This is a genomic window from Xenorhabdus innexi, from assembly GCF_002632485.1.
Taxonomy (GTDB): Bacteria; Pseudomonadota; Gammaproteobacteria; order Enterobacterales; family Enterobacteriaceae; genus Xenorhabdus; species Xenorhabdus innexi.
In genome coordinates, this window is sequence record NZ_NIBU01000005.1 from 60,849 (window position 1) to 86,881 (window position 26,033).

Genomic DNA, 26,033 nt, shown 5'->3' on the forward strand with positions numbered 1-26,033 from the left:
TTTGTTGATTGCACTTATGCTAGATATAAAGTTAGTCATAAAAACTAAAAAAGCTGTAACAACAAATAATTCACACTACTATAACATGCTGGGTAAAGGAAAACCTACTGTAATTCAGCCCATTTTTGTTATCCTGCCACTTTGGACTTATAAAAAAATTAAGTAGATTCAAAGTAAAATAGGGCAATATCATTTTGTATGATGTGGAAACTCGTAATCTTAGAGATATGAGTTAGTTATGGTTGATATTTGATGATAAAACTCTCTTGATTCTTACATCTGTTTCATTTACATCCAATTGATTTACATCTCACTCAATTATATTTATTGTGTAAATGTGACAGGTTTTTAGGGGGAGGGAAAAGAGCGATTATCTGTGGAATAACACGCCACAAATAAAGGGAAATTTACCTGTGGCGCGTGAGTTACGAAACTATTAGTCACTCTTTTTTAGTTTTGAGCCATCTTCCAAAGGAACAATAAGGCAGGCATGATTGCCTTTAGGGCCTTGGTTAACGCTGAAATTCACTTTTTGCCCAGCTTTCAGCGTCCTGTAACCATCCATCTGAATAGTCGAATAGTGAGCAAAGATGTCTTCGCCGCCACTAGTAGGGCAAATAAATCCAAAGCCCTTCGCATTATTGAACCATTTAACAGTGCCTGTTTCCATACTTCTCTATCCCTCGTATTATGATTTCGGGTTTAGGAATCACTAAAAATTTCAGGATCATGAACAGTCGTCCAGCTATGTATGGTGTTCATAAAATACACTGTAGTGAAATTGATTTTATCGTCAAGTGCAGAAGTTATGTCTGGTTGCTTCAAATTACCAAAGTTTGATATAGATAACGGTATCAGGTTTTTAGGTGGAATACTGGCTCTGATCGTCTACGGGAATAAGCAGAGTGCTTTATGTAGTGATAAAATATATAGAGGTAGAACGAATTAGTTCATACTAAAATCCGATAGAAAGATAATACTCAGTGGAAAGATAATGAGTCATTTTTATAACAGCTTGAATCTTGAAGAATTTATAGAAGATAAAGAAAAGCAAGCGTTACAGCCGCCATCAATGTACAAGATAATTCTGAATAATGATGACTATACCCCTATGGAGTTTGTGGTTGACGTATTACAAAAGTTCTTTTCTTATGATGTTGAACGAGCAACGCAACTAATGCTGGATGTCCATTACCAAGGGAAGGCAATTTGCGGTATTTATACAGCAGAGGTCGCAGAAACTAAAGCTGCGCAAGTGAACATGTATGCCAAGGAGCACGAGCATCCGTTACTTTGCACGCTGGAAAAAGTCTGAATCTGGCTTACTGATTTTAGGAGGAGGTGCTTATGCTCAATCAAGAATTGGAGCTGAGTCTCAACATTGCTTTTGCCAAAGCAAGGGATAACAGACATGAGTTTATGACTGTAGAGCACCTGCTACTGGCGTTGTTGAGTAATACATCAGCGCGAGAAGCACTGGAGGCTTGTAAGGTCGATCTGGCGGTTTTACGCCAGGAACTGGAAAATTTTATTACTCAAACAACCCCTTTATTACCGGAAAATGATGATCGGGATACCCAGCCAACACTGAGCTTTCAGCGAGTTTTGCAGCGAGCGGTATTTCACGTTCAATCTTCGGGGCGTTCAGAAGTTTCCGGTGCTAATGTGCTGGTTGCAATTTTTAGCGAACAAGAATCTCAGGCGGCTTATTTATTGCGCAAGCATGATGTCAGCCGACTGGATGTTGTGAATTTTATATCTCACGGAACACGTAAAGATGAGCTCGATAATGAGAGCCATCATAATGTTAATCCAGTTCAGGAAGAACAAGCGATAGGTGAGGATAGATTGGAAAATTTCACTACAAATCTGAATCAGTCTGCCCAAAAAGGGCAAATTGATCCGCTTGTCGGTCGTCAGCATGAATTAGAAAGAACAATTCAGGTGCTGTGTCGTAGGCGTAAGAATAATCCGTTGCTGGTCGGGGAATCTGGTGTCGGTAAGACCGCGATTGCAGAAGGCCTCGCCTGGCGCATTGTGCAAAAAGATGTTCCGGCCGTGATGAAGGATTGCACAATTTACTCACTGGATATCGGTTCATTACTGGCCGGGACAAAATATCGTGGTGATTTTGAGAAGCGCTTCAAAACCTTGTTAAAAACGCTGGAACAGGACAGCAAAAGTATTCTCTTTATTGACGAAATTCATACTATTATCGGTGCGGGTGCCGCTTCGGGTGGTCAGGTGGATGCTGCCAATCTGATTAAACCTCTTTTATCCAGCGGTCGTATTCGGGTGATTGGTTCGACAACTTATCAGGAATTCAGCAATATTTTTGAAAAAGATCGCGCTTTGGCCCGTCGGTTTCAGAAGATCGATATTCTGGAGCCGTCTTCTGAAGAAACGGTACAAATCATTAATGGGTTACGTGCTAAATATGAGGCACACCATGATGTTCGCTATACAGCAAAAGCGATTCGGGCTGCGGTTGAACTGTCTGTGAAATACATTACTGATCGCCATTTGCCGGATAAAGCCATTGATGTGATTGATGAAGCAGGTGCACGTACAAGGTTAGTCCCGGCTAGCCGCCGTCGAAAAACGATTAATGTTGCAGATATTGAGTCCGTTGTTGCCCGTATTGCCCGTATTCCGGAGAAAACAGTTTCAGCCAGTGATAAAGATGTTCTGAGAACACTGGATGATCGTTTAAAAATGCTGGTTTTTGGTCAGAACAGAGCCATCGGCGCGTTAACCGAAGCTATCAAAATGAGCCGTGCGGGACTGAGACAGGAGCACAAACCGGTTGGTTCTTTCCTGTTTGCCGGGCCTACAGGCGTTGGTAAGACAGAAGTGACTGTACAGTTGGCTAAAGTGCTCAATATTAAATTATTACGATTTGATATGTCTGAATATATGGAGCGTCATACAGTCAGTCGCTTGATTGGTGCTCCGCCGGGTTATGTTGGGTATGATCAGGGTGGTTTATTAACGGATGCTATTATTAAACACCCTCATTCCGTGTTGTTGCTTGATGAAATTGAGAAAGCCCATCCAGATGTGTTCAACATTCTGCTTCAGGTGATGGATAATGGAACATTGACGGATAACAATGGCCGCAAAGCTGATTTCCGTAATGTTATTCTGGTGATGACCACTAATGCGGGAGTGCGTGAAATACAGCGTAAATCCATTGGTTTCACGGAACAGGATAATAGCATTGATGGAATGACAGAGATTAAGCGAACCTTCACCCCAGAATTTCGCAATCGACTTGACAGTATTATCTGGTTTGACTCACTTTCTGTGGAAGTTATTCAGCAAGTTGTTGATAAATTTATTGTTGAATTGCAGGTTCAACTGGATGAAAAAGGCGTGTCTCTGGAAATCAGTACGGATGCCCGTCAGTGGTTATGCGATAAGGGTTACGATAAAGCGATGGGCGCTCGTCCGATGGCTCGTGTGATTCAGGATAGTCTGAAAAAACCATTGGCAAATGAGTTGCTGTTTGGCTCTTTAGTGCATGGAGGCTCAGTCAGAATTAGCCTTGATAAAGATAAAAATGCACTGAAATACGATTTCAAAAGCGTACAGAAATCTAACAAGAAAAAATCTGAAGATGCCGTGCTATGAATAAGTACGGCATATAAAAGACTGGCGATAAATCTGCGAGGAACACCACAGGTGAATGTTCAGAAAACATAGCCTGTGGTGTAAAGAAGGTATCGAAATTAGCGGCTACGGAAGATGATACGGCCTTTGGTCAGGTCATATGGAGTTAGTTCAACTGTAACTTTATCTCCAGTCAGGATGCGGATATAGTTTTTACGCATTTTACCTGAAATGTGAGCAGTAATGACGTGTCCGTTTTCTAATTCGACACGAAACATGGTGTTTGGCAGTGTGTCTAACACAGTACCTTGCATTTCAATATTGTCTTCTTTGGCCATCTAATCCTCTAAATGTAACAACCATAGTTTTTAACCGGCAAGATAATGCCGAAAAACCCTCATTATGTAAAGGAATGTCGTATTTTACACCATCATTTTCCTGATAATAGTATTGACACTCCCACCGTGAACAGCATAAATCACCAAGAATTGATTATAACTCCAGCAGTTGTGCGTCCCAACAACCTGTTTGCAATGATTGCTTTTGGCATTGGCCAAGATACCGGAGAAATTCTTTCCTTGGAATATTTTTGGCGCCCAGTGATTCTGTATGGTGGTTTAGCACCTGGCAATCAAAAAGTTGGCCACCATGACGTAAAAAATGGTGATAGAATGCCACAAAAGCACACTTGGATGCATTCTCCATTTTACTAAACATCGATTCACCGCAAAATAGTGTTCCTATATTAACACCATATAACCCGCCGACGAGTTGTTGTTTATGCCAGACTTCAACTGAGTGAGCCAAACCCTCCTGATGCAGAGTCTGGTAGCCCAATTGGATGTCAGAACCGATCCATGTGCCTTCCTGCCTCTGGGCACATCCATATACCACCTGTTCGAAAGCATAGTTTACCGTAATTTGGTAAGGATGTTTGCGAATAAAACGTCGTAAAGTGCGTCCGGTATGTAATTCTCCCGGGATCAGGACAGCTCTGGGGTCGGGAGACCACCACAAAGGAAGCTCATTGGGTGAAAACCATGGAAAAATTCCTTTGCTATACGCGGTCTTTAATCGTTCAGCGCTTAAATCACCCCCAAATGCTAACAGACCATTTGGTTCTGCCAGTGCATTATCTGGATGAGGAAATTCATATGAGTTATCCAATTGAGCTATCAACATAAAACGTTTTACTCCTGATCCAGATAGCTCTGTCGTTGATAGAATTGGTAATAGCGTCCTTGTTGGGACAATAATACATCGTGTTGCCCTTGCTCAATGATACGTCCCCCATCCATCACACAGATCCGATCCATGTGCTGTAAGCCTGTTAACCGATGGGTAATCACAATAAGTGTTTTATCCTGACAACTATGGCGCAATAGTGCCAAAATTTGTTGTTCAGTATCCGCATCAAGCCCTTCTGTCGGTTCATCCAGCAACATGAGTGGTGAATTATGCAGCAAAGCTCTGGCAATACCCAAGCGGCGTTGCTCGCCACCTGAAAGCTGTCGCCCACCTTCGCCCATCCAACAGTTTAGCTTTTCATTATTGCCTAGCAAGCTTTCTAAACCGACCTGTTTTAATGTGGTTGTTAATTCCTCATCTGTGGCATCCGGTTTTGCCAGCAGCAGATTTTCCCGCAGAGTATGACTGAATACGTGTATCCGTTGAGGAACGACGGATATCATTGCTCTCAGTGTGGCTTCATCATAAAGAGAGATGGGTTGTTGATTGAGTAGGATTTCGCCGTTATCAACATCCCATGCCCGGGTTAATAATTGTAAAAGAGTGGATTTACCACAGCCTGTCTTACCTAATAAGGCGATATGTTCACCTTCTTGCAGGGAGAGTGAAACATTCTGCAATACAGGCATAGGCTGGTTAGGATAAGTGAACCCTATGTTTTTTATCTCAAGACTGAGATTACCTGTATTTTTTGGCCCGTCAGCAGGGAAGATGACTTCTGCCTTCTGATGCATTAGCTGAGAAACGCGAGTTGCAGACGAGATCATCTGACCCATATGTTGGAATGCAACAGTGACAGGCCCCAGAGATTCAAAAGCTGAAAGAGCACAGAAGGTAAACAAGGCAATTAATGCTCCGGGTTGAGTATTTCCGCCTACACCTGCTGCTGCTAACCATAATATTAATGTCACTGTCATACCTGTAGCAAAAATCATGATAGCCTGAGAAATTCCGGTCAGGTTAGCTTGTTTTTGCTGGCTTTTTAGCCATTGGGATTCAATCTCGGACATTGTCTGGCGGAAACGATTAAGAGCACCGAATACGGTTAATTCAGCCTGACCCTGTAATGTGCTGGTAAGTAAAGTACGATACTGCCCGCGTAATGCAGTGATATTTCTGCCATAGGGTTTGCCTGCGTGATAAAACACAAAAGGTAATATCAGTAACAATCCCAGCATAATACCGCCGAGAGTATAAGCCAGAGTCCAGTCAAGGAAGCTTAAACCCAATGTCAGAACTACAATCACAGCGAGCGCCGCAAGCAATGGAGACAGGACTCGAAGATAGAGGTGATCTAATGTTTCTACATCAGCCACCACTCTGTTTAATAGTTCCCCCTGACGAAAACGGGCAATCCCTCCCGGAGAAAGTGGCAGGATCTTCTGAAAGGTAAATACCCGCAGATGGGCTAATACTCGAAATGTCGCATCATGACTAACCAGACGCTCACCATAGCGTCCGGCAGTGCGGAAAATTGCAGCTCCCCGGACACCTGCAGCAGGCAGCATGTAGTTAAAGGTATATTTTCCGGCAAAGCCCGCAACAGCCGTACCGGCCAGAAACCAGCCGGACAGGGTAAGTAAGCCAATACTGGCTAACAGAGTGAGTGTTGCCAGAACCATCCCTAAGCTGATAAGAAACCAGTGACGACGATAGAGAGCGAGAAATGGAAGTAATATACGCATGTTAAAGCTCCATACTGCGGTGAGACAACAGACGGGAAAATGCGCCCTGAGATTGGCTAAGGTTTTCATAACTGCCTTTCTCGATAATTAATCCGCCTTCCATGACCCAGATTTGATCGTATTCCGGCGTTTCTTCCAATAAATGTGTAACTAACAGAGTGGATTGCTGACCGGAAGCCTGATTCAAGGCTGTCATTATTCGTTGCTCACTGTGGGCATCAAGACTGGCGGCGGGTTCATCTAACAGCAAAAGCTGACAGGGATGCAATAAAGCTCTGGCGACAGCGATACGCTGTGCTTGTCCGACGGATAATCGTGCAGCGTTATCACCAATAACGGTGTTTAGGCCATCAGGCAGCTCAGAGACAAACTCAGTGACATAGGCCCGCTGCATCACATCCTGAATTTGTTCCTGCGTCGCATCAAACTGACCAAGGAGAATATTATCGAGTATTGTTTGTTCCGGCAGGTGAGGATTTTGCCCAACCCAGCTTAACTGTTTACGCCAATTGTCGAGATTAAGCTCATTTAATTCATTCCCATTGATCTTCAGTGAACCACGATAAGGAAGAAAACCGAGTAAGACATTTATCAGGGAGCTTTTTCCTGCGCCACTTTTACCGACTAATGCGATACGTTGATGTTTATCAATCGTAAAGTTCAAAGGACCGGCAAGGCGATGACCATCATGTGACAGAATTTCCAGTTCATTTGCTTCAATAGTGACAGCGCTTTTTTCGGACAGATTTTTTTTGCCACCATATGAGGAGTGTTCCCCTTCGCTGGTTAACAGCGTGAAAAGTGATTCTGCAGCGCCTATAGCCTGAGCTTTAGCATGGTAAAAAGTGCCCAGATCACGTAGAGGCTGAAAAAACTCTGGAGCTAGTATAAGCGCGAGAAAACCAGCAAACAGTGTGACACCAAGGCCGTAACTGCCAAAATGCAACTCTCCCAGATAAGAAAAACCAAAATAAACAGCAACAACCGCAATGGAAACAGCAGCAAAAAATTCCAATACCGCAGAGGATAAAAACGCCATGCGGAGGACTTCCATCGTTCTGAGGCGGAAATTTTCTGTAGATTCGGTAATTTGTTTAACTTCGGCTTTACCCCGATGGAATAAACGCAACGTTTCCAGCCCGCGCAAACGGTCGAGAAAATTACCGCTTAATCGGCTAAGTGCAACAAAATTGCGTCGATTTGCATCAGCTGCTCCTAACCCGACTAAAGCCATAAAAAGAGGGATCAAAGGTGCTGTTACAAATAAAATAACACCGGCAGCCCAGTTGATCGGAAATATTGTAATCAGAATTAGAACAGGAATAGTGGCTGCAAGGGTCATCTGAGGTAAATAGCGGGAATAAAAATCCTGCATATCTTCGATTTGTTCGAGAATAATGGTTGCCCAGCTACCAGCTGGTTTACCTTTCACCCAAACAGGCCCTAATTGAGTCAGCTTATCCAAGACCATACCGCGGATTTGCTGACGTACGACCTTGCCACAGATAAAGCCGATACGTTCCCGAAGAGCACTGACAAGCGCTCGCAAGGCAAAAGCGGTCATCAGCAGCGTAAATTGACCGATAAGATTTTCACGGGGAACATGGTCCATGACAAGCGCCTGGAGGATGGATGCGAGCAGCCAGGCCTGAGATATAATCAGCAGGCCACTAATCAGGCCCAGTAGCATGGATAGACGAAGCCATCGACGGGCTGGGGTACTTTGCTGTTTCAGCCATCGAACAAGTTCAGATTGTCTTGTTTTGTCCATAAGAAAAATTTCAGATTAACAGATGATACCGAGTATCAAAACAAGCTGGTAATCACGTTGCCAGCTTCCCCGCACTACGTTATCTACACAGTGTATTATCTACAAAATACCACTGACAAAAAATGCGACCTGTTAAAAAGCGCTATCGAAATAGCGCTCTTAAGGAAAGATAATTTTATTTGGTTGCCAGCCCATCCAGAAAACGTTCAGCATCCAGCGCTGCCATACAGCCGGTACCGGCAGAAGTGATAGCCTGACGGTAAACATGATCCATCACATCGCCAGCGGCAAAGATGCCCGGAATGGAAGTCTGGGTAGCGTTTCCATGCAGGCCGGATTGGACTTTGATATAGCCGTTTTCCAGTTCAAGCTGGCCTGCAAAAATATCGGTATTCGGGCTGTGGCCGATAGCAATGAAAACACCGGCAACATCAAGCTCTTCGGTGTTATCACTTTTGGTATCGCGGATACGAACACCTGTTACGCCCATCTCATCACCCAGAACTTCATCCAGAGTGCGATCTGTATGCAGAATAATATTACCGTTTTTAACCTTATCCATCAGACGATCAATCAGGATCTTCTCGGAGCGGAAAGTATCACGGCGGTGGATCAGGTGAACTTCGGATGCAATATTCGCCAGATACAATGCTTCTTCAACAGCAGTATTGCCGCCACCGACAACGGCGACTTTTTGTTTACGGTAGAAGAAACCATCGCAGGTTGCACAGGCAGAAACACCGCGCCCTTTGAATTCTTCCTCAGAAGGTAAGCCTAAATAGCGAGCCGAAGCGCCAGTTGCGATAATCAGGGCATCACAGCTGTATTCCTGATCATCCCCATACAAATGGAATGGCTTTTTGGAGAAATCAACTTTCTGAATATGGTCAGAAACAATTTCTGTCTGAAATTTTTCAGCATGCTGGAGCATACGCTCCATCAGGCCGGGGCCTGTCAACCCTTCAGGGTCGCCGGGCCAGTTTTCAACTTCAGTCGTGGTGGTTAATTGGCCGCCTTTCTCAACTCCAGTAATGAGTACGGGACTTAGATTAGCACGGGCTGCGTAAACAGCAGCAGTATAACCAGCAGGACCTGAGCCAAGAATGATGAGCTTACTGTGTTTGGCTGTACTCATGAATACCTCATTTCCATTATCACATATCGTGGATTTAGGGATTGTAGGAGAAATGATAAGTTAAAAAAAGCGATTATCAGATAAAATATTCATGTTATTAACGATTTTACCGATAGATAGTAACTATGATGTAATGGGAATGTAAGGAGTAAGTGCTTAACATTTTGAATTGAACATCATTTATTCGTTTTAGCCACGAAACGAGCAGCTAAGGCGGTTTACCGAAAATTTGTTTGGTATGTTGTTCTGATTTTTGTTCATTTACTTTGACAATCGGCTATGCATTTGCGAAAACATCTGTGTAAGAGATAATTATCTACCTCGCTAATCAATTGTTTCTATAGAATAGACAATTCGGAGTGGATGATTTTCTCATAGAATATTAAAAATTGCCGATAAGCTGCTTTCTGGGAGACCCAATGTTTTGGGAAAATCGTGTTTTGGGAAATGACATTCTGAAAGACGGTGTTCTAGTAAGTCGTATTTTGGTTAATCGAGTTCTGGGAAATTGTATTCTGGAAGATTACGTGCAGACCCCAAACCTTGGTTACAGATTGAGCTTTAGCCTTTGAAGACATCTTTTCCAGCTCATCAGCTTAAAAGAGATAGGGAAAATGTTATGGGTGTAGGAATATAAAGAGAGAGCAATAAGATGATAGATAATAAAAAGCGTCCAGGAAAAGATCTTGATCGCATCGACCGTAATATCCTTAATGAATTGCAGAAAGACGGCCGTATCTCTAATGTGGAATTATCCAAACGGGTCGGATTATCACCAACTCCTTGTCTGGAGCGTGTACGTCGTTTAGAACGTCAGGGGTTTATTTCCGGTTATACCGCTTTGTTGAATCCTCACTATCTGGATGCATCATTGCTGGTATTCGTTGAAATCACCCTGAACCGCGGAGCAGCAGATGTTTTTGAGCAGTTCAATACTGCCGTACAAAAACTTGAAGAAATTCAAGAGTGCCATTTAGTTTCGGGAGACTTTGACTACCTACTGAAAACACGTGTACCGGATATGTCTGCGTACCGTAAATTGCTGGGAGAAACCCTGTTACGCCTTCCGGGTGTTAACGATACTCGTACTTATGTAGTTATGGAAGAAGTGAAACAGAGTAATCGACTGGTAATTAAGACTCGTTAAGCTTTTGTCTACAATGTACAGTGATAGGTGCAAAACAGGAAAAATTTAGGTACACTCCTGTTCATGCATACAGTTCCAACGCTGAGCTGCCCTCAGCGTTGTTCCGTTTAATCAACAGGAAAACCTGGAGAGCCTTTCTTGAACCAGGAATATACAGAAGACAAACGTGTTAAATTAAAAAGAGTCAGCAGTGGCCGCAGGCTTCTGGAAGCCATTCTGTTGGTTATTGCTATATGTGCCGTCTATTTAATGGTCGCACTTGTCAGTTTTCATCCTTCCGATCCCAGCTGGTCACAAACTGCCTGGCATGAACCTGTCCATAACTTAGGTGGCAGTGTTGGTGCGTGGTTGTCAGACATACTATTCTCAGCATTTGGTATTCTTGCCTATGCAGTCCCGCCATTAATACTTTTAGGGTGTTGGAATGCTTTCCGTCAGAAAGATAGGCAAGAGTATGTGGACTTTTTCACACTTGCATTACGTATTATTGGTGCCTTGGCACTTATTCTGACTTCATGTGGTTTAGCAGAACTTAATATTGATGATTTCAATGATTTTGCGTCAGGTGGGGTAGTTGGCAGTTTATTCAGTAATGCCATTCTGCCGTGGCTCAATATTCTGGGCACAACACTGGCACTGCTTGGTGTCTGGGTTATCGGATTTACGCTATTTACTGGCTGGTCGTGGCTTACCATTGCAGAAAGAATTGGTGCATGTATTCTCGATTCCATCAGTTTTGTGCTCAACCGTAGCCGTCCTGAACCTGAATATGACGAAGAATTGGAAGAGCAGGAGCTGAAAAAAGAAGAAATATCTGCTTCCTCCAGTACTGAAAAAGAATCCGGTCATAATGAGCATAGAGCGCCCTCAACCGAAGCTGACATTATGCAGGATTCAGATATTGTCGATGAAGACGATGTATTGCTGGCAACACCGGTAGCCGCAGAATTAGTCAATACTGACCCAAGGCAGCCTGAACCAGAAAAATCAGAAGAAAGTCTCTCTGCCAGTATTTCATCTGAGCCTCAGAGCGCTAGTGTTCCAGAAACAATATCAGATCCGGTTGAAAATATTCAGGAACCAGAACCTGTCCATTATACATTTGAGCTGCCGGATGATGAGCAAACGAAGAGTATAGTGGCAGAGTTAAGTAATACATCGTATACGGTGCCAGCATCAGAATTATCTCCAGTTGATATTCATTCAGATACAGCCGTACAGGATAAAATGCTGTATGGTATGGCTGAGGCGTCATCTCCTGATAATGGTGTCAGTTTGCATAATTCGGTAACAGCACCCGCTGTGGCAGTAAGAACCCCTCAAATAAAACAGGGTATTGGCCCTGAAATGCCGAGACCGAACCCAGTACGGATACCGACCCGGCGTGAACTATATGGTATTAAAGTTCCTTCTCATCGTTTGTCTGAACATTTGCAGCGAAAAGAAAAAGAAAGGCAAGAAGAACTTAATGCCGAAGTAGAAGAACAGAAAATGGATGCGCAACAGCAGGATATGCTGCGCCAGCAATTTCTTGACCAGCAGCGTGAGCGTTATGGCTGTGATGTTGAAAAAGAGGTTAAAGAAAATACAGAGCTGCTTAATGAGGTTCAAAGCCAGTCTGCCGATAACACAGAGGTAGAGAAATCTTCTGAGTTACCTGTCAGTAATGTTGACGAACTGGCAGAGCAGGAAGAGATGTTGCGGAAAGCCTTTGAGCAGAAACAGAATGAGCGTTACCAAAACCAGACTACGGTTTTACAGCAGTCTGAAAACTCTGTGTTTGAATATTTTTCTCAAACTGATAGTTCAGATAAATCTGTGCCGACAGAACCGCTATTTATGCCATCTGAGTTCATGCCAGCAGAAGATATTACACAACCCGAGCAGAAAAAAAGTGTTAGTCCTCCTGTTTCAAGTGGTTCGACAGTTTCTTCTGTTCCGAGTGCTTCTCATGAGAGAGAAATCAGACATAATTTTGCGCAGCAACCGCAGCAACCGCAGCAACCGCAGCAACCGCAGCAACCGCAGCAAAGTCTGTTTCATCCGTTTTTGGTGCGTAATGATCAACCATTGCCTAAGCCAACCACACCGATGCCTTCTCTCGATCTTCTGGCAGCGCCGCCAGCAGAAGAAGAGCCAGTCGATATGTTTGCACTGGAACAGACTTCACGCTTAATTGAAGCCCGTCTGAACGATTACCGGGTCAAGGCTGATGTTGTCGGTTTTTCGCCGGGTCCTGTGATTACACGATTTGAACTAGATTTGGCTCCCGGAGTTAAGGCGTCGCGCATTTCCAATTTATCCCGTGATCTTGCGCGTTCACTTTCGGCAGTCGCGGTCAGGATTGTAGAAGTTATACCGGGACGACCTTATGTGGGTCTGGAGTTACCAAATAAAAAACGCCAGACCGTTTATCTGCGGGAAGTATTGGATTGCGAAAAATTCCGTACTAATCCCTCTCCTTTAACTATCGTTTTAGGGAAAGATATTGCGGGTCAGCCGGTTGTGGCTGATTTAGGGAAAATGCCACACTTGTTGGTTGCCGGGACGACAGGCTCGGGTAAATCAGTGGGGGTCAATGCGATGATCCTCAGCATCTTGTATAAAGCGAAGCCGGAAGATGTTCGCTTTATCATGATCGACCCGAAAATGCTTGAGTTGTCCGTTTATGAAGGTATTCCGCATCTCTTGACGGAAGTTGTTACAGATATGAAAGATGCCGCTAACGCGTTGCGTTGGTGTGTCAATGAAATGGAACGCCGTTATAAACTGATGTCAGCTTTAGGTGTGCGTAATATTGCAGGTTATAACGATAAGATAAAGCAGGCTGAACAAATGGGCCGCCCTATTCCTGATCCATTCTGGAAGCCCGGTGACAGCATGGATGTGGAACATCCTGTTCTGAAAAAAGAGCCTTATATCGTTGTGATGGTCGATGAATTCGCCGATCTGATGATGACTGTAGGGAAGAAAGTTGAAGAGTTGATAGCCCGTCTGGCTCAGAAAGCAAGGGCTGCGGGTATTCATCTGGTATTGGCAACGCAGCGTCCTTCTGTGGATATTATTACCGGATTGATTAAAGCCAATATTCCTACGCGAATTGCATTCACTGTTTCCAGCAAAATTGATTCCCGTACTATCCTTGATCAGGGGGGAGCAGAGTCATTGCTTGGTATGGGGGATATGCTTTATTTAGCGCCAAATTCATCAATTCCTGTACGTGTTCACGGGGCTTTCGTGCGTGATCAGGAAGTTCATGAAGTTGTTAATGACTGGAAAGCTCGCGGTCGCCCTCAATACATTGATAGTATCATTAAGGGGGGAGAAGACGGAGAAGGCGGTCTTGGATTTGATAGTGATGAAGAGCTGGACCCTCTGTTCGATCAGGCGGTAGAGTTTGTGATTGAAAAACGTCGGGTATCCATTTCTGGAATACAGCGCCAGTTCCGCATTGGCTATAACCGGGCAGCCCGTATTGTAGAACAGATGGAAGTTCAGCAAATTGTCAGTGCGCCCGGTCATAATGGTAATCGTGAGGTTTTAGCTCCTCCGCCACATGAACACTGATAATAATATGAATTGAAGGTACTCACACATGAAAAAACTGATGTTGATTGGCTGTCTGATGATGGGGTTGAGCGTGAGTTCTGTATGGGCTGATGCTGCACATGATTTGCAGGAACGTTTGGGTAAGGTAAATAGCTTTCATGCAAAATTTACCCAGACCGTGACCAGTAATGACGGCTCTGCGATCCAGAATGGAGAAGGGCAACTTTGGGTAAAACGTCCTAATTTGTTTAACTGGCATATGACATCGCCTGATGAAAGTGTTTTGATTTCTGATGGTAAGACATTGTGGTTTTACAATCCATTTGTCGAACAGGTCACAGCTAATTGGCTAAAAGATGCTACGGGAAATACACCATTTATGCTGATTGCCCGTAATGATCCAGCGGATTGGAAGCAGTACAGTGTGACTCAAAAGGGCAATCACTTTGAGTTGACACCTAAGAATGCCAACAGGAATCTCAAATATTTTTCAATCACAGTGACACCGGATGGTACTATTCAGAAATTTACTGCTGTTGAACAGGATGGTCAGAAAAGTGCTTATCAGTTGAAAGGACAGCAGAATACGAGTGTGGATGCGTCGAAATTTAAGTTCACTCTGCCAGAAGGTGTGACACTGGATGATCAACGCCAGTGAGGTTTAATTGAACAATCTTTCTCTCGATTTTTCACAGAATGAATTTCAGCCATTGGCCGCGAGAATGCGGCCAATCACGTTAGATCATTACATTGGTCAGCAGCATTTATTAGCGGAAGGTAAACCTTTACCAAGAGCTATCCGCTCTGGTCAGCTTCATTCGATGATCTTATGGGGGCCTCCCGGCACGGGAAAAACCACATTAGCTGAGATTATTGGCCATTATGCTCAGGCAGATATTGAACGTATTTCTGCGGTGACTTCTGGTATCAAAGAGATCCGGGAATCTATCGAGCAGGCGCGGCAGAATCGTAACGCAGGGCACAGAACAATTTTATTTGTTGATGAAGTTCATCGATTTAATAAAAGCCAGCAGGATGCATTTTTGCCACATATTGAAGATGGCACAATCACCTTTATTGGTGCTACAACAGAAAACCCCTCTTTTGAACTAAATTCAGCCCTGTTATCGCGGGCTCGTGTCTATTTACTGAAATCCCTTTCGTCAGCAGAAATAGAACAAGTGCTTATTCAGGCCATCAATGATAAAGAGCGAGGTCTCGGGGGGCAAAATATTGTGTTGCCGGAGAGGACTCGTCAGATACTTGCAGAATTGGTAGCAGGGGATGCGCGTCGTTCACTGAATCTGCTGGAAATGATGGCAGATATGGCAGAAACGGATGCGAAAGGGCAGCGGATACTGACACTTGAATTGTTGAAAGAAGTCAGTGGGGAAAGGAGTGCGCGCTTTGATAATAAAGGTGACAGATATTACGATTTAATATCCGCCCTGCATAAATCCATTCGTGGTTCTGCGCCAGATGCTGCACTTTATTGGTATGCCCGGATTATTACTGCCGGTGGTGATCCTCTGTATGTTGCCCGACGTTTACTGGCGATAGCTTCTGAAGATGTTGGCAATGCAGATCCTCGTGGAATGCAAATAGCAATTGCTGCATGGGATTGTTTCACACGTGTTGGGGCAGCAGAAGGAGAGAGAGCTATAGCTCAGGCGATTGTTTATCTTGCCTGCGCGCCCAAAAGTAATGCGGTTTACACTGCATTTAAAGCGGCTATGGCGGATGCACAGGGTAAGCCGGACTACGATGTCCCCGAACATTTACGCAACGCCCCAACGAAGCTGATGAAAGAAATGGGTTTTGGCGAAGCATATCGTTATGCTCATGATGAAGCTAATGCTTATGCTGCCGGAGAGGTTTATTTTCCGCCTGAGATGCAAAAAACACGTTATTACCATCCAACTAGTAGAGGATTGGAAGGTAAGATTGGTGAAAAATTAAACTGGCTAATAGAACAGGATCAAAATAGTCCAACAAAACGCTATCGTTAATGTGATTGATACGGTAATGTTTATACGATAAAAATCATATCAGTCTGGTTGATTCAGACTGGTTTCACCATGTTTTATCAAAAACAAATTTTCTCAATAACTTTTTTCTCAATAATAAGCACAGGAATAGCATGCTCGATCCAAATATGCTGCGTAATGAGCTAGACGTAGTCGCTGAAAAACTGGCTCGCAGGGGTTACACCCTTGATGTGGAGACGGTGCGTAAACAAGAAGAGCGCCGTAAAGTTTTACAAGTTGAAACTGAAACCCTGCAGGCAGAACGCAACTCCCGATCGAAATCTATTGGTGCAGCGAAAGCTCGTGGTGAAGATATCGAACCACTGCGTCAGGAAGTCAATCAGTTGGGAGAAAAATTGGATTCAGCAAAAGCTGAACTGGAAGCATTGCAGGCTGAAATCCGTGATCTTGCGCTGGGTATGCCGAATATCCCTGATGATTCTTCCCCTGATGGAAAAGATGACACCGATAACGTAGAAATCAACCGTTGGGGTGAACCACGTCAGTATGATTTTGAAGTCAAAGATCATGTATCACTGGGTGAGCTGACTGATGGCCTTGATTTTGCTGCCGCAGTGAAATTAACCGGTGCGCGTTTTGTGGTAATGAAAGGCCAGGTTGCTCGTTTGCACCGTGCCTTGGCTCAGTTTATGCTGGATCTGCATACTGAACAGCATGGTTATCTGGAAACTTACGTTCCTTATCTGGTTAACCATGACTCTCTGCTTGGTACAGGTCAGTTGCCTAAATTTGGTGAAGACTTATTCCATACTAAAGCACTGGAAGAAGAATCTGGTAGTAACTACGCACTGATCCCGACTGCGGAAGTTCCAGTAACTAACTTAGTGCGTGGTGAAATTCTGGATGAGAGTGATCTTCCGCTGAAGATGACGGCGCATACACCTTGCTTCCGTTCTGAAGCGGGTTCTTATGGCCGTGATACCCGTGGTCTGATCCGTATGCATCAGTTTGATAAAATTGAGCTGGTTCAGATTGTGCATCCTGAAAAATCGATGGAAGCACTGGAAGAACTGACAGGGCATGCAGAAAAAGTATTGCAGTTACTGAACTTGCCATACCGTAAGATGTTGTTGTGTACCGGAGATATGGGTGCAGGTGCAAGAAAAACTTACGATCTGGAAGTTTGGTTACCGGCTCAGAATACTTATCGTGAAATTTCATCCTGCTCTAATACGTGGGATTTTCAGGCTCGTCGTATGCAGGCTCGTTTCCGTAGCAAAGATGATAAGAAAACCCAACTGGTGCATACACTGAATGGCTCTGGTTTGGCTGTTGGGCGTACACTGGTTGCTGTGATGGAAAACTATCAGCAGGCAGATGGCCGCATTGAAATTCCAGAAGTATTGCGCCCTTATATGAAAGGACTGGAATATATCGGCTAATAGCTAATTATTCTGAATAATAAAAAAAGCGCCAGATAACGGCGCTTTTTTTATGAGTAAATATTCCGATTTAATTGACTTCATTGTTCTTAACTTCCTTTTTATAAAAAATACTGCGATAAGAAGAATAAGAAGTAGCCATATATAGTGGTGTAGTAAATAAAAGACCTATCAGTAGGGGTAAACCAGAAATTACTATTAAAATATAAATAATAATGAAGAATAGTATTATTCCTCCAATATTTTCACATACAACATTAAAGCTGGTTATAATTGCTTGTTTAAATTTTACATTATTGAGGATAATCAATGCAGGGGAAAACCAAGAGTATGCAGTGGTTAAAAATAGATAAATTATTGTGATACCCAAAGATAGGAATGAGAATTCTGAACTATCGTCGTTATAATTCATAGCTGAATAAAAATCATCAAAAACAGCCCGGTAAAGATCCTCACCTTCTATCAGTGCTACAAGCAGATAGCCAAATACCTTTATCCCACATACGACCATCCCTACTTTCAGGAGAGCTCCAAATTTATGGCGAAAACCATAGAAGAGTTGCCTAAATTTAAACTTACCCGTTGTTCTCTGTGTTTCACAGATAGCGATTATTCCAGCAATAAAAACAGGTTCCAGTAAATTAAACAGAATGAAGCCAAGTTTAGGAATTAGCATAATACTAAATTCGATGATGCTATAGGTGATTCCCATCAAAACCCAGACGCCGAGTTTAGTCGATATAAAACTCCACGCATCACCTATCCAATTGATCGCGTCACTGACTTTAATACGTTGTCCTTCGGGTATGAAAATATCCTGTACATCAGAAGGACATTTTTCTATTTTGGTTATATCAGGATTACTGTTTTGACTATTCATTTTGATTTACTGAGTGATAATTTATTTTAAATAAAGTGCTGATCACTATACTCAGCACTTTTATTTATCATTTAGGAACTATTTACTAGCTGATTAAGCGGTTTTTTTGCTCTGTATTGCTATTTTCTTCCTGTGCATAAAAAATGCTACGATATGTAGTGTAATAAGTAATCAGATTTACGGGGAGCATTATAATTAAGCCTAAACCTAAGGGGAGCGCAGAAACAATGAATAGAACTCCCATTAGTAAGAAAAACAAAAAACCACCGAATAAGTTTTTCTTTACAGCATTCAGGCTCATTGATACTGCTTCACCAAATTTCATATTATTAATGATAATTAATGCAGGTGCGAACCAGATAAATGCAAGAGCAACCAGGCAGAAAATGCAGAGTATAAAACATGCCCATATCAAAGAAGGGATGCTTCTCATGAATAGTAATGGATCTGGATCTGCATTTTGGGCGATAAAAAATAGGTCTAGTACACCAAAGCCTGCAACAAGAACAAAGGCTATAATGCCAAGCATATAGATACCGAAGTAAAGAGCACCAACAGCAATCAGTGAACCTAGTTTTTCTTTAAATCCATAAAAAAGTAAGTCTATTCTAAGTTCACCCGTAGTTCGCTGTTTTTCAGCCGCAGCGATAATACCTGCAACAAATACCGGGCCAAATAGAAATGTTATGAAATTAATAAGTGGAATAAAATTTATTGCTAAAAGAATAGCGAAGTAGACAAATGTAAACAGTATCCACAGCCCTGGATTTGCTTTAAACATTTTCCATGCATTGCCGATCCATTCTGTTGCGGCTCCAGCACCGACAGACTGGCCTTCACGAATGAAAATTTCTTTTTCTTTGGTAAGGGAAACATTTTTTTCCCCAGAATCGAAATTAATATCTTGATTATTCATTTTTTCCGTTTCATATAATTGAATAGTAATTACCAGATTAATACTTCTCTACATCCCCATCCCAGAAGTGGTGTTTTTAGAGAAGCAAAAAATTATCATATAAAAATGCGTAATCAACAAGAGGAAAAATTATTTTAATCAGAGGAATAGTGTGTGTTTTTATTTTATTTTTAGAGTGATAATTTTATTTATCATTTCAATATGTTTCTGCTTGAAACTGCCAACATAATAAAATATATATTTAATTATAGTTATAAATAGGAGCTAACATATCTAATAAAATTAAAATATTATAGTTTATTTTGGTTAATATTAGGATGTTGCTATTAATATTAACCAAAATGGGAAGGAAAGCGTGGTTATCAAGTCAATAAACAGAGAATGAAATGAAAAATCAATACATTACCTGATGACCATAGCTCATCAGAATCTCTTTTACTCTTTCCATAGTCTCTTTCGAAGGTGGTTTTACGCCTTCCAGCTTATACTCTTCACCCATAGCAACCCACTTATGTTTGCCAAGCTCATGATAAGGCAGTAATTCAATCTTTTCGATATTATCCATATCTTTAGTAAATTCACCCAGCATATGGACAGATTCGTCATCATCTGACCATCCGGGAACTACAACATAGCGAACCCACGTTTTTTGGTTACGTTTTGCCAGATAATGGGCAAATTCGAGTGTTCGGTGATTGGAAACACCAACCAGCTCACGGTGAATATCATCGTTAAGATGTTTCAAATCCAGCATAACTAAATCAGTATCATCCAGTAGCTCATCAATTACCGGCTCATAGCGACGAACAAAACCATTGGTATCTAAACAGGTATGAATACCCTCTGCATGACACTCCCTGAACCAGTCACGAACGAATTCAGCCTGAAGGATTGCCTCCCCACCAGAAGCTGTAACTCCGCCTCCAGACGCATTCATAAAATGACGATAAGTCTTTGCTTCTTTAATAAGTTCTTCGACTGTTACTGCTTTGCCACTGTGAGTATCCCATGTATCGCGATTGTGGCAATAAAGGCAACGCATCAGGCAACCCTGAAAAAATACAATAAAACGAATACCCGGGCCATCAACGGTTCCGCAGGATTCAAAAGAGTGGATACGGCCAAGTACGGGCATGGGAAGATTTCTCCAAAAACTGACAGGATAATAAAGGCCCCGTTTTTAAAGGGGCCTTGAAGTGATGCTGTTTTATTTCATCAAAATTGTCTCATGAAAACAATGACATTTTTGAGGTAATACATAGCAGGATGTTTACATTGTTTGGGTAAATGTACGGGTAATGACATCCTGTTGTTGTTCTTTAGTCAGAGAGTTAAAGCGTACAGCATAACCGGATACACGGATTGTCAATTGAGGATATTTCTCAGGATTTTCCATAGCATCCAGTAACATATCACGGTTCATTACGTTAACATTCAGATGCTGGCCGCCTTCAATATTACTGGCTTCATGATGGAAATAACCATCCATCAGAGCGGCCAGATTGGCTCTGCGCACATCATCATTTTTGCCTAACGCATTAGGTACGATGGAGAAGGTATAAGAAATACCATCTTTAGCATAAGCAAATGGCAGTTTAGCTACTGAAGTCAGGGAAGCAATCGCACCTTTCTGATCACGACCATGCATTGGGTTCGCACCCGGACCGAATGGCGCACCAGCACGACGTCCATCAGGTGTGTTACCGGTTTTTTTGCCATAAACAACGTTTGAAGTGATCGTTAATACTGACTGAGTCGGAACTGCATTACGATAGGTTTGTAACTTCTGAATTTTCTTCATGAAGCGTTCAACCAAATCACAGGCGATATCATCAACACGCGCATCATTATTACCAAACTGCGGATATTCACCCTCAATTTTGAAATCAACTGCCAGACCGTTTTCATCACGGATTGGTGTGACTTTTGCGTATTTGATCGCAGATAAAGAATCGGCGGCTACAGATAACCCTGCGATACCACAGGCCATTGTACGATGAACATCCCGATCATGCAGTGCCATTAAAGAGGCTTCATAGCTGTATTTATCATGCATATAGTGGATGATATTCAATGCGGTGACATACTGTTTTGCCAGCCAGTCCATGAAGTGATCCATGCGTTCGGTGACCGTGTCATAATCCAGCACTTCATCTGTGATTGGTGCTTCTTTTGGACCAACCTGCATTTTCAGTTTTTCATCCATACCGCCATTGATGGCATACAGCATGGTTTTTGCCAGGTTTGCTCGGGCACCGAAGAACTGCATTTGTTTACCAACAATCATCGGGCTGACACAACATGCAATCGCATAGTCATCACTGTTGAAATCAGGACGCATCAGGTCATCATTTTCATATTGCAGAGATGAAGTATCTATAGATACTTTTGCTGCATATTTTTTGAAATTAGCTGGCAGTTTTTCAGACCACAGGATGGTTATGTTAGGTTCCGGAGATGGCCCCATTGTGTATAGGGTATTCAGAAAACGGAAACTGTTTTTGGTAACAAGAGTACGACCATCCAACCCCATACCTGCGATGGATTCAGTTGCCCAAATCGGATCACCGGAGAACAATTCATCGTATTCTGGAGTACGCAGGAAACGAACCATACGCAGTTTCATGACCAAGTGGTCGATCAGTTCCTGCGCTTCTTGTTCTGTCAGTTTTCCTGCCTGCATATCGCGTTCGATGTAGATATCCAGAAAGCTGGATACACGACCGAAAGACATTGCCGCACCATTCTGGGATTTCACTGCTGCCAGATAGGCGAAATAAGTCCACTGTACAGCTTGTTTAGCATCAGTCGCCGGGGCAGAGATGTCGTAGCCATATTTAGCTGCCATCTCTTTAATCTGACCCAGAGCACGATACTGTTCTGAAATTTCTTCCCGCAAACGGATAGTGGCTTCAAGGTCTTCGCCATTCTCCAGTTTTTCCTGCAATGAAGTGAATTGTGCGTATTTTTCATCACGCAGGAAATCAATACCGTACAGCGCAACACGGCGGTAATCACCGATAATACGACCACGGCCGTAAGCATCTGGCAGACCAGTCAATACACCGGATTTACGGCATTTCAGAATATCAGGTGTGTAAACATCAAATACGCCCTGATTGTGAGTTTTACGATATTCAGTAAAAATTTGTTTCAGTTTCGGATCCAGTTCCCGATCATATGCCTTGCAGGAACCTTCAACCATTTTGATTCCGCCGAATGGAATAATGGCACGTTTCAGAGGTGCATCAGTTTGCAGGCCAACAATTTGTTCCAGATTTTTTTCAATATAACCAGCATCATGAGAGGTAATTGTAGACGCAACGTTAGTATCAAAATCAACCGGCGCATGAGTGCGGTTTTCAATTTTGATACCTTCCATGACCTTTTCCCACAAAATATCTGTCGCTTTTGTGGCACCCGCAAGGAATGATTCATCACCTTCATACGGAGTATAGTTTTTCTGAATAAAGTCACGAATATTGACTTCGCTCTGCCAGTTACCCTCGTTAAAGCCTTGCCATGCTACGGAGAATTTTTCATTTAACTCGGACATGATATTTTTACCTTTTAACAGTAGAACTTGTAAAAATTGGGTGTGGAAGCAAATGAATATCAGCGGCTGCCACGTAAATAAATGAACCAGTAAGTCAACCCAACCAATATCGAACCACCGATGATGTTACCTATCGTAACCGGGATCAGATTATCAGTAATGAAATTTGAAATTGTCAGTTGGGGAAATTGCTCTGGTGTTGCGCCGACTTTTTCCCAGAACTCAGTCGGAGCGAATTCTTTAATAACAATCCCGAAAGGAATTAAAAACATGTTGGCAATGCTGTGTTCAAAGCCGCTGGCGACGAACATACCAATCGGCAGAATCAATGCAAATAACTTATCAATGAGGCTGCGGCCTGCGTAGCTCATCCAGACAGCAAGGCATACCATCAGATTAGCCAGAATACCTAAGCACAGCGCCTCAACAAAGGTATGGTGCATTTTATGATCAGCTACCTGTAATACATTCAGTCCCCAGAAACCATTGGCAACGGCATACTGGCCTGACAGCCACATTAAAGCGACAAAGAACAGGGCTCCTATCAGATTGCCGATATAAACATGCACCCAGTTTTTGAACATTTGTGACCAGGTAATACGACCGGTTGCCTTTGAAACAATGGTTAATACCGTAGAAGTGAAGAGATCGACACCAAATATTACGACCAGCATCAGCCCTAAGGAGAAACATATTCCACCGGTTAATTTAGCTAAACCATAAGGAATAGAAGAGGTTCCTGTAGTCGCCGTAATATAAAAAACAAAAGCAATGGAAATAAACACACCAGCCATTATTGCTGATAAATAAATCACTGCTGGATTTTTATTGACTTTATAGACACCACTATCATCAGCAATTTGTGCCATTACAGCAGGTGGAAATAGGTTAAAAGTGTCGTCAGTTTTCATACTAACACTCTCTTTATCTTCGGTTAATTATAGCACGTAATGATAGTAACAAACGGACATTGGCATGAATTTGATATGGATCATATTAAATAGAAAGTTTAGCGAAATACGACCACTCTGATAGCTGTTTTTTATTCTAACAAATTGATTTTTAAATTAAAAATATTTTTTAAAATTTATAAAAATATTTTATATAAGGAATTTGGCGCCAAATGGATGAAAGGTAAAATAACAGGTTAAATTGTCATTTATTTGTTATTTTAAATAAAATTAAATTTAACCTGATTTTTACTTTTGTTAATTAATAACTATTAATTTAACAGTTTATATATTTCAGCTTATTTACACCAAAAAGTGCGTTTGGCGTTTTGTAATTTCTCATAAGCATTTAACAGTGCCTGATGGGCTGGTAATGCTTTTAATTCTGAATCGACAGACCATAGGCCGTAGAAACAATTTTGACCGGAAATGGCTGAAGAAGCAGCATCGACTGTATTCTGACCATACATTTTGACAAAAGCCTGATAATACTGGCTCGGGTTACGCTCTTCTTCCTGAGTCAACAGCAGTAATGTATGCAGGCAGCGATAGTAATTTGTTCTTTCTGCGGTGAAGACAGAAGCGTTGAAATCCTGTGTCCACTCAACCCAGATCAGAGCTTGTTCCAGATCATTACCAGCCAGTGCCAGCATGGATTTCAGTTCACCAATCCTTAAATTGCTCCAGCCGTTGTCTTTACCGGAAGCGATTCCCAATAACTCACGAACACGGGTAAAATCATCCAAGCCTTCTTCATCTATTTGATCAAGAAATGCCAGATATTCTTCAGGCTGCCACTGGCTGTCCGGTAATGCCAGAATGGTGTCACGCAGGTGAGTGCCCATTGTATTATTGGCAATATGCAAATCTTCAACCGGATAAATATCTGACATACCCGGCACCAGAATACGGCAGGCATAAACACCCAGATGTTCGTAGTCAGCAATATAAACTTCGGCACTCAGCGTATTGAAAATACGCATCAGAGTTGCGAATTCTTCTTCGGTTTTACCACTGAAATTCCAGTCGGCAAATTCGTAATCAGCATCCTGTTTGAACAGATCCCAGCTGATTGCTCCGCTTGAATCAATAAAATGGGTTTCAAGGTTAGTGTGTTCAGAAACTTCTTCATCATCAAAACTTGGTGGTGTGAAGACATCCAAATCTTTCAGACTGCGGCCCTGTAAAAGCTCAGTGACGGTACGCTCCAGTGCAACGCCAAACTCGGGATGAGCACCAAAAGAGGCGAAACAAGTACCATTATTAGGGTTAAACAGGACAACGCAGATGACCGGAAATTGCCCACCCAGAGAGGCATCGTAGCAATAAAGTGGGAATCCTTCTTCCTGTAACTTATTGACTGATGCAACAACACCGGGATACCGGTCCATTACGGCTTGCGGAATTTCAGGCAAACTAATACATTCTGCGATGATGCGGTTTTTCACATAGCGTTCGAATACTTCGGACAGACCCTGAACACGGGCCTCATTCATGGTATTACCTGCTGACATACCATTTGACACATACAGATTCCCAACTATGTTCATTGGGATATAGACCGTTTCATTATCAGACTGGCGGGTAAAAGGCAGAGCACAGATCCCGCGATCTTCATTGCCGGATTGTAAATCAATTAGTTGGCTAGCATAAAGCTCATTAGCCGGATTGTAAAAACTGTGCAGATGTTCGTCCAGAATACCCGCTGGCAGAGAATCATCTTCCGGTAAAGGGAACCACTTTTCGTTCGGATAATGAACAAAATCGCTCTGAGCAATAGTTTTTCCAAGATAAAAATCAGCGAAAAAATAGTTAGTTGATAGACGTTCAAAGTATTCACCTAACGCAGAAGCTAATGCCGCTTTCTTACTGGCTCCTTTGCCGTTAGTAAAACAGAGTGGACAGTCGCGATCACGGATATGTACTGACCAGACATTTGGGACAGGGTTCAGCCATGAGGCTTCTTCGATATTAAAACCAAGGTTGTGCAGTTTCTGTTGGAAATTATTAATAGAGTCTTCTAATGCGGCATCTTTGCCTGGGATGTAGGTCTGCGTCATCATTATTCACTTTGATTTCTGTAAAGAGCTACATATCATACGGCGTTTTTTTTGTCGCCTCTATTTAATTCCCAAAAATTATTGTTAATTAGAG

At 42.5% G+C, this 26,033-nt stretch carries 19 protein-coding genes; 7 read left to right on the forward strand and 12 right to left on the reverse strand.

Features of this window, described 5'->3' with window-relative positions; translation table 11 throughout:
- Positions 1 to 436: 436 nt before the first annotated feature.
- Positions 437 to 670 (reverse strand): cold shock-like protein CspD, encoded by a 234-nt coding sequence (cspD, locus tag Xinn_RS03360; RefSeq protein ID WP_086953664.1) that lies wholly within the window; start codon positions 668 to 670, stop codon positions 437 to 439.
- A gap of 324 nt (positions 671 to 994) precedes the next feature.
- Between cspD and clpS the strand changes: the two genes are divergently transcribed.
- Together clpS and clpA are read left to right on the forward strand one after the other, a co-directional pair.
- Positions 995 to 1,315 carry an ATP-dependent Clp protease adapter ClpS gene (gene clpS / locus Xinn_RS03370; protein WP_086953662.1) on the forward strand — a complete coding sequence of 107 codons (321 nt, stop codon included), beginning with the start codon at positions 995 to 997 and terminating at the stop codon, positions 1,313 to 1,315.
- A 32-nt stretch (positions 1,316 to 1,347) separates the two neighbouring features.
- Positions 1,348 to 3,633, forward strand: a complete 2,286-nt coding sequence (gene clpA, locus Xinn_RS03375) for an ATP-dependent Clp protease ATP-binding subunit ClpA (protein ID WP_086953661.1) — start codon at positions 1,348 to 1,350, stop codon at positions 3,631 to 3,633.
- Positions 3,634 to 3,731: 98 nt separating this feature from the next.
- Here clpA and infA read toward each other — a convergent pair whose 3' ends face one another.
- The 5 genes from infA to trxB all read right to left on the reverse strand — a co-directional run bounded on the left by infA (position 3,732) and on the right by trxB (position 9,451).
- Positions 3,732 to 3,950 (reverse strand): translation initiation factor IF-1, encoded by a 219-nt coding sequence (gene infA, locus Xinn_RS03380; protein WP_086953660.1) that lies wholly within the window; start codon positions 3,948 to 3,950, stop codon positions 3,732 to 3,734.
- 154 nt (positions 3,951 to 4,104) lie between these two features.
- A complete protein-coding gene (gene aat / locus Xinn_RS03385; RefSeq protein ID WP_086953659.1) occupies positions 4,105 to 4,794 on the reverse strand; it encodes a leucyl/phenylalanyl-tRNA--protein transferase in 690 nt (229 codons plus the stop codon).
- An 8-nt stretch (positions 4,795 to 4,802) separates the two neighbouring features.
- Positions 4,803 to 6,545 carry a heme ABC transporter ATP-binding protein/permease CydC gene (gene cydC / locus Xinn_RS03390; RefSeq protein ID WP_086953658.1) on the reverse strand — a complete coding sequence of 581 codons (1,743 nt, stop codon included), beginning with the start codon at positions 6,543 to 6,545 and terminating at the stop codon, positions 4,803 to 4,805.
- A 1-nt stretch (position 6,546) separates the two neighbouring features.
- Positions 6,547 to 8,316: a heme ABC transporter permease/ATP-binding protein CydD gene (cydD, locus tag Xinn_RS03395; protein ID WP_086953657.1), complete on the reverse strand. Its 1,770-nt coding sequence runs from the start codon at positions 8,314 to 8,316 to the stop codon at positions 6,547 to 6,549.
- 175 nt (positions 8,317 to 8,491) lie between these two features.
- Positions 8,492 to 9,451 carry a thioredoxin-disulfide reductase gene (gene trxB, locus Xinn_RS03400; protein WP_086953656.1) on the reverse strand — a complete coding sequence of 320 codons (960 nt, stop codon included), beginning with the start codon at positions 9,449 to 9,451 and terminating at the stop codon, positions 8,492 to 8,494.
- A 652-nt stretch (positions 9,452 to 10,103) separates the two neighbouring features.
- Here trxB and lrp point away from each other — a divergent pair.
- The 5 genes from lrp (at position 10,104) to serS (ending at position 17,577) form a co-directional block, all read left to right on the forward strand.
- Positions 10,104 to 10,598, forward strand: coding sequence for a leucine-responsive transcriptional regulator Lrp (lrp, locus tag Xinn_RS03405; RefSeq protein ID WP_004256338.1), 495 nt, complete (start codon positions 10,104 to 10,106; stop codon positions 10,596 to 10,598).
- A 138-nt stretch (positions 10,599 to 10,736) separates the two neighbouring features.
- On the forward strand, positions 10,737 to 14,165 hold the full coding sequence (locus Xinn_RS03410; RefSeq protein ID WP_086953655.1) for a DNA translocase FtsK 4TM domain-containing protein: 3,429 nt from the start codon (positions 10,737 to 10,739) through the stop codon (positions 14,163 to 14,165).
- 28 nt (positions 14,166 to 14,193) lie between these two features.
- Complete coding sequence (gene lolA, locus Xinn_RS03415) at positions 14,194 to 14,805, forward strand: outer membrane lipoprotein periplasmic chaperone LolA (protein ID WP_086953654.1); 612 nt, start codon at positions 14,194 to 14,196, stop codon at positions 14,803 to 14,805.
- Between the two features lie 7 nt (positions 14,806 to 14,812).
- A complete protein-coding gene (locus Xinn_RS03420) occupies positions 14,813 to 16,156 on the forward strand; it encodes a replication-associated recombination protein A (protein ID WP_086953653.1) in 1,344 nt (447 codons plus the stop codon).
- Between the two features lie 131 nt (positions 16,157 to 16,287).
- Positions 16,288 to 17,577, forward strand: a complete 1,290-nt coding sequence (gene serS / locus Xinn_RS03425; protein WP_086953652.1) for a serine--tRNA ligase — start codon at positions 16,288 to 16,290, stop codon at positions 17,575 to 17,577.
- A 70-nt stretch (positions 17,578 to 17,647) separates the two neighbouring features.
- Here the strand turns inward: serS and Xinn_RS03430 are convergent, their stop codons facing one another.
- From Xinn_RS03430 to ycaO, 6 genes are all read right to left on the reverse strand, one after another.
- Positions 17,648 to 18,457, reverse strand: a complete 810-nt coding sequence (locus Xinn_RS03430; RefSeq protein WP_086953651.1) for a BPSS1780 family membrane protein — start codon at positions 18,455 to 18,457, stop codon at positions 17,648 to 17,650.
- A gap of 85 nt (positions 18,458 to 18,542) precedes the next feature.
- Entirely contained in the window at positions 18,543 to 19,373 is an 831-nt protein-coding gene (locus tag Xinn_RS03435; RefSeq protein WP_086953650.1) for a BPSS1780 family membrane protein, read from the reverse strand.
- 394 nt (positions 19,374 to 19,767) lie between these two features.
- Positions 19,768 to 20,508: a pyruvate formate lyase 1-activating protein gene (gene pflA / locus Xinn_RS03440; protein WP_086953649.1), complete on the reverse strand. Its 741-nt coding sequence runs from the start codon at positions 20,506 to 20,508 to the stop codon at positions 19,768 to 19,770.
- 135 nt (positions 20,509 to 20,643) lie between these two features.
- Positions 20,644 to 22,929 carry a formate C-acetyltransferase gene (gene pflB / locus Xinn_RS03445; protein WP_086953648.1) on the reverse strand — a complete coding sequence of 762 codons (2,286 nt, stop codon included), beginning with the start codon at positions 22,927 to 22,929 and terminating at the stop codon, positions 20,644 to 20,646.
- 59 nt (positions 22,930 to 22,988) lie between these two features.
- Positions 22,989 to 23,840, reverse strand: coding sequence for a formate transporter FocA (focA, locus tag Xinn_RS03450; protein WP_086953647.1), 852 nt, complete (start codon positions 23,838 to 23,840; stop codon positions 22,989 to 22,991).
- 338 nt (positions 23,841 to 24,178) lie between these two features.
- Positions 24,179 to 25,939 carry a 30S ribosomal protein S12 methylthiotransferase accessory factor YcaO gene (ycaO, locus tag Xinn_RS03455; RefSeq protein ID WP_086956451.1) on the reverse strand — a complete coding sequence of 587 codons (1,761 nt, stop codon included), beginning with the start codon at positions 25,937 to 25,939 and terminating at the stop codon, positions 24,179 to 24,181.
- Between the last annotated feature and the right edge of the window lie 94 nt (positions 25,940 to 26,033).

Excerpts from the sequence above, each read along its gene's own strand:
- cspD (WP_086953664.1), bottom strand. The coding sequence starts at position 670 with ATGGAAACAGGCACTGTTAAATGGTTCAATAATGCGAAGGGCTTTGGA.
- cydD (WP_086953657.1), bottom strand. The coding sequence starts at position 8,316 with ATGGACAAAACAAGACAATCTGAACTTGTTCGATGGCTGAAACAGCAA.
- ycaO (WP_086956451.1), bottom strand. The coding sequence starts at position 25,939 with ATGACGCAGACCTACATCCCAGGCAAAGATGCCGCATTAGAAGACTCT.
- aat (WP_086953659.1), bottom strand. The coding sequence starts at position 4,794 with ATGTTGATAGCTCAATTGGATAACTCATATGAATTTCCTCATCCAGAT.
- trxB (WP_086953656.1), bottom strand. The coding sequence starts at position 9,451 with ATGAGTACAGCCAAACACAGTAAGCTCATCATTCTTGGCTCAGGTCCT.
- clpA (WP_086953661.1), top strand. The coding sequence starts at position 1,348 with ATGCTCAATCAAGAATTGGAGCTGAGTCTCAACATTGCTTTTGCCAAA.
- lolA (WP_086953654.1), top strand. The coding sequence starts at position 14,194 with ATGAAAAAACTGATGTTGATTGGCTGTCTGATGATGGGGTTGAGCGTG.
- lrp (WP_004256338.1), top strand. The coding sequence starts at position 10,104 with ATGATAGATAATAAAAAGCGTCCAGGAAAAGATCTTGATCGCATCGAC.
- serS (WP_086953652.1), top strand. The coding sequence starts at position 16,288 with ATGCTCGATCCAAATATGCTGCGTAATGAGCTAGACGTAGTCGCTGAA.
- pflA (WP_086953649.1), bottom strand. The coding sequence starts at position 20,508 with ATGCCCGTACTTGGCCGTATCCACTCTTTTGAATCCTGCGGAACCGTT.
- Xinn_RS03435 (WP_086953650.1), bottom strand. The coding sequence starts at position 19,373 with ATGAATAATCAAGATATTAATTTCGATTCTGGGGAAAAAAATGTTTCC.
- focA (WP_086953647.1), bottom strand. The coding sequence starts at position 23,840 with ATGAAAACTGACGACACTTTTAACCTATTTCCACCTGCTGTAATGGCA.
- infA (WP_086953660.1), bottom strand. The coding sequence starts at position 3,950 with ATGGCCAAAGAAGACAATATTGAAATGCAAGGTACTGTGTTAGACACA.
- cydC (WP_086953658.1), bottom strand. The coding sequence starts at position 6,545 with ATGCGTATATTACTTCCATTTCTCGCTCTCTATCGTCGTCACTGGTTT.
- pflB (WP_086953648.1), bottom strand. The coding sequence starts at position 22,929 with ATGTCCGAGTTAAATGAAAAATTCTCCGTAGCATGGCAAGGCTTTAAC.
- Xinn_RS03430 (WP_086953651.1), bottom strand. The coding sequence starts at position 18,457 with ATGAATAGTCAAAACAGTAATCCTGATATAACCAAAATAGAAAAATGT.
- clpS (WP_086953662.1), top strand. The coding sequence starts at position 995 with ATGAGTCATTTTTATAACAGCTTGAATCTTGAAGAATTTATAGAAGAT.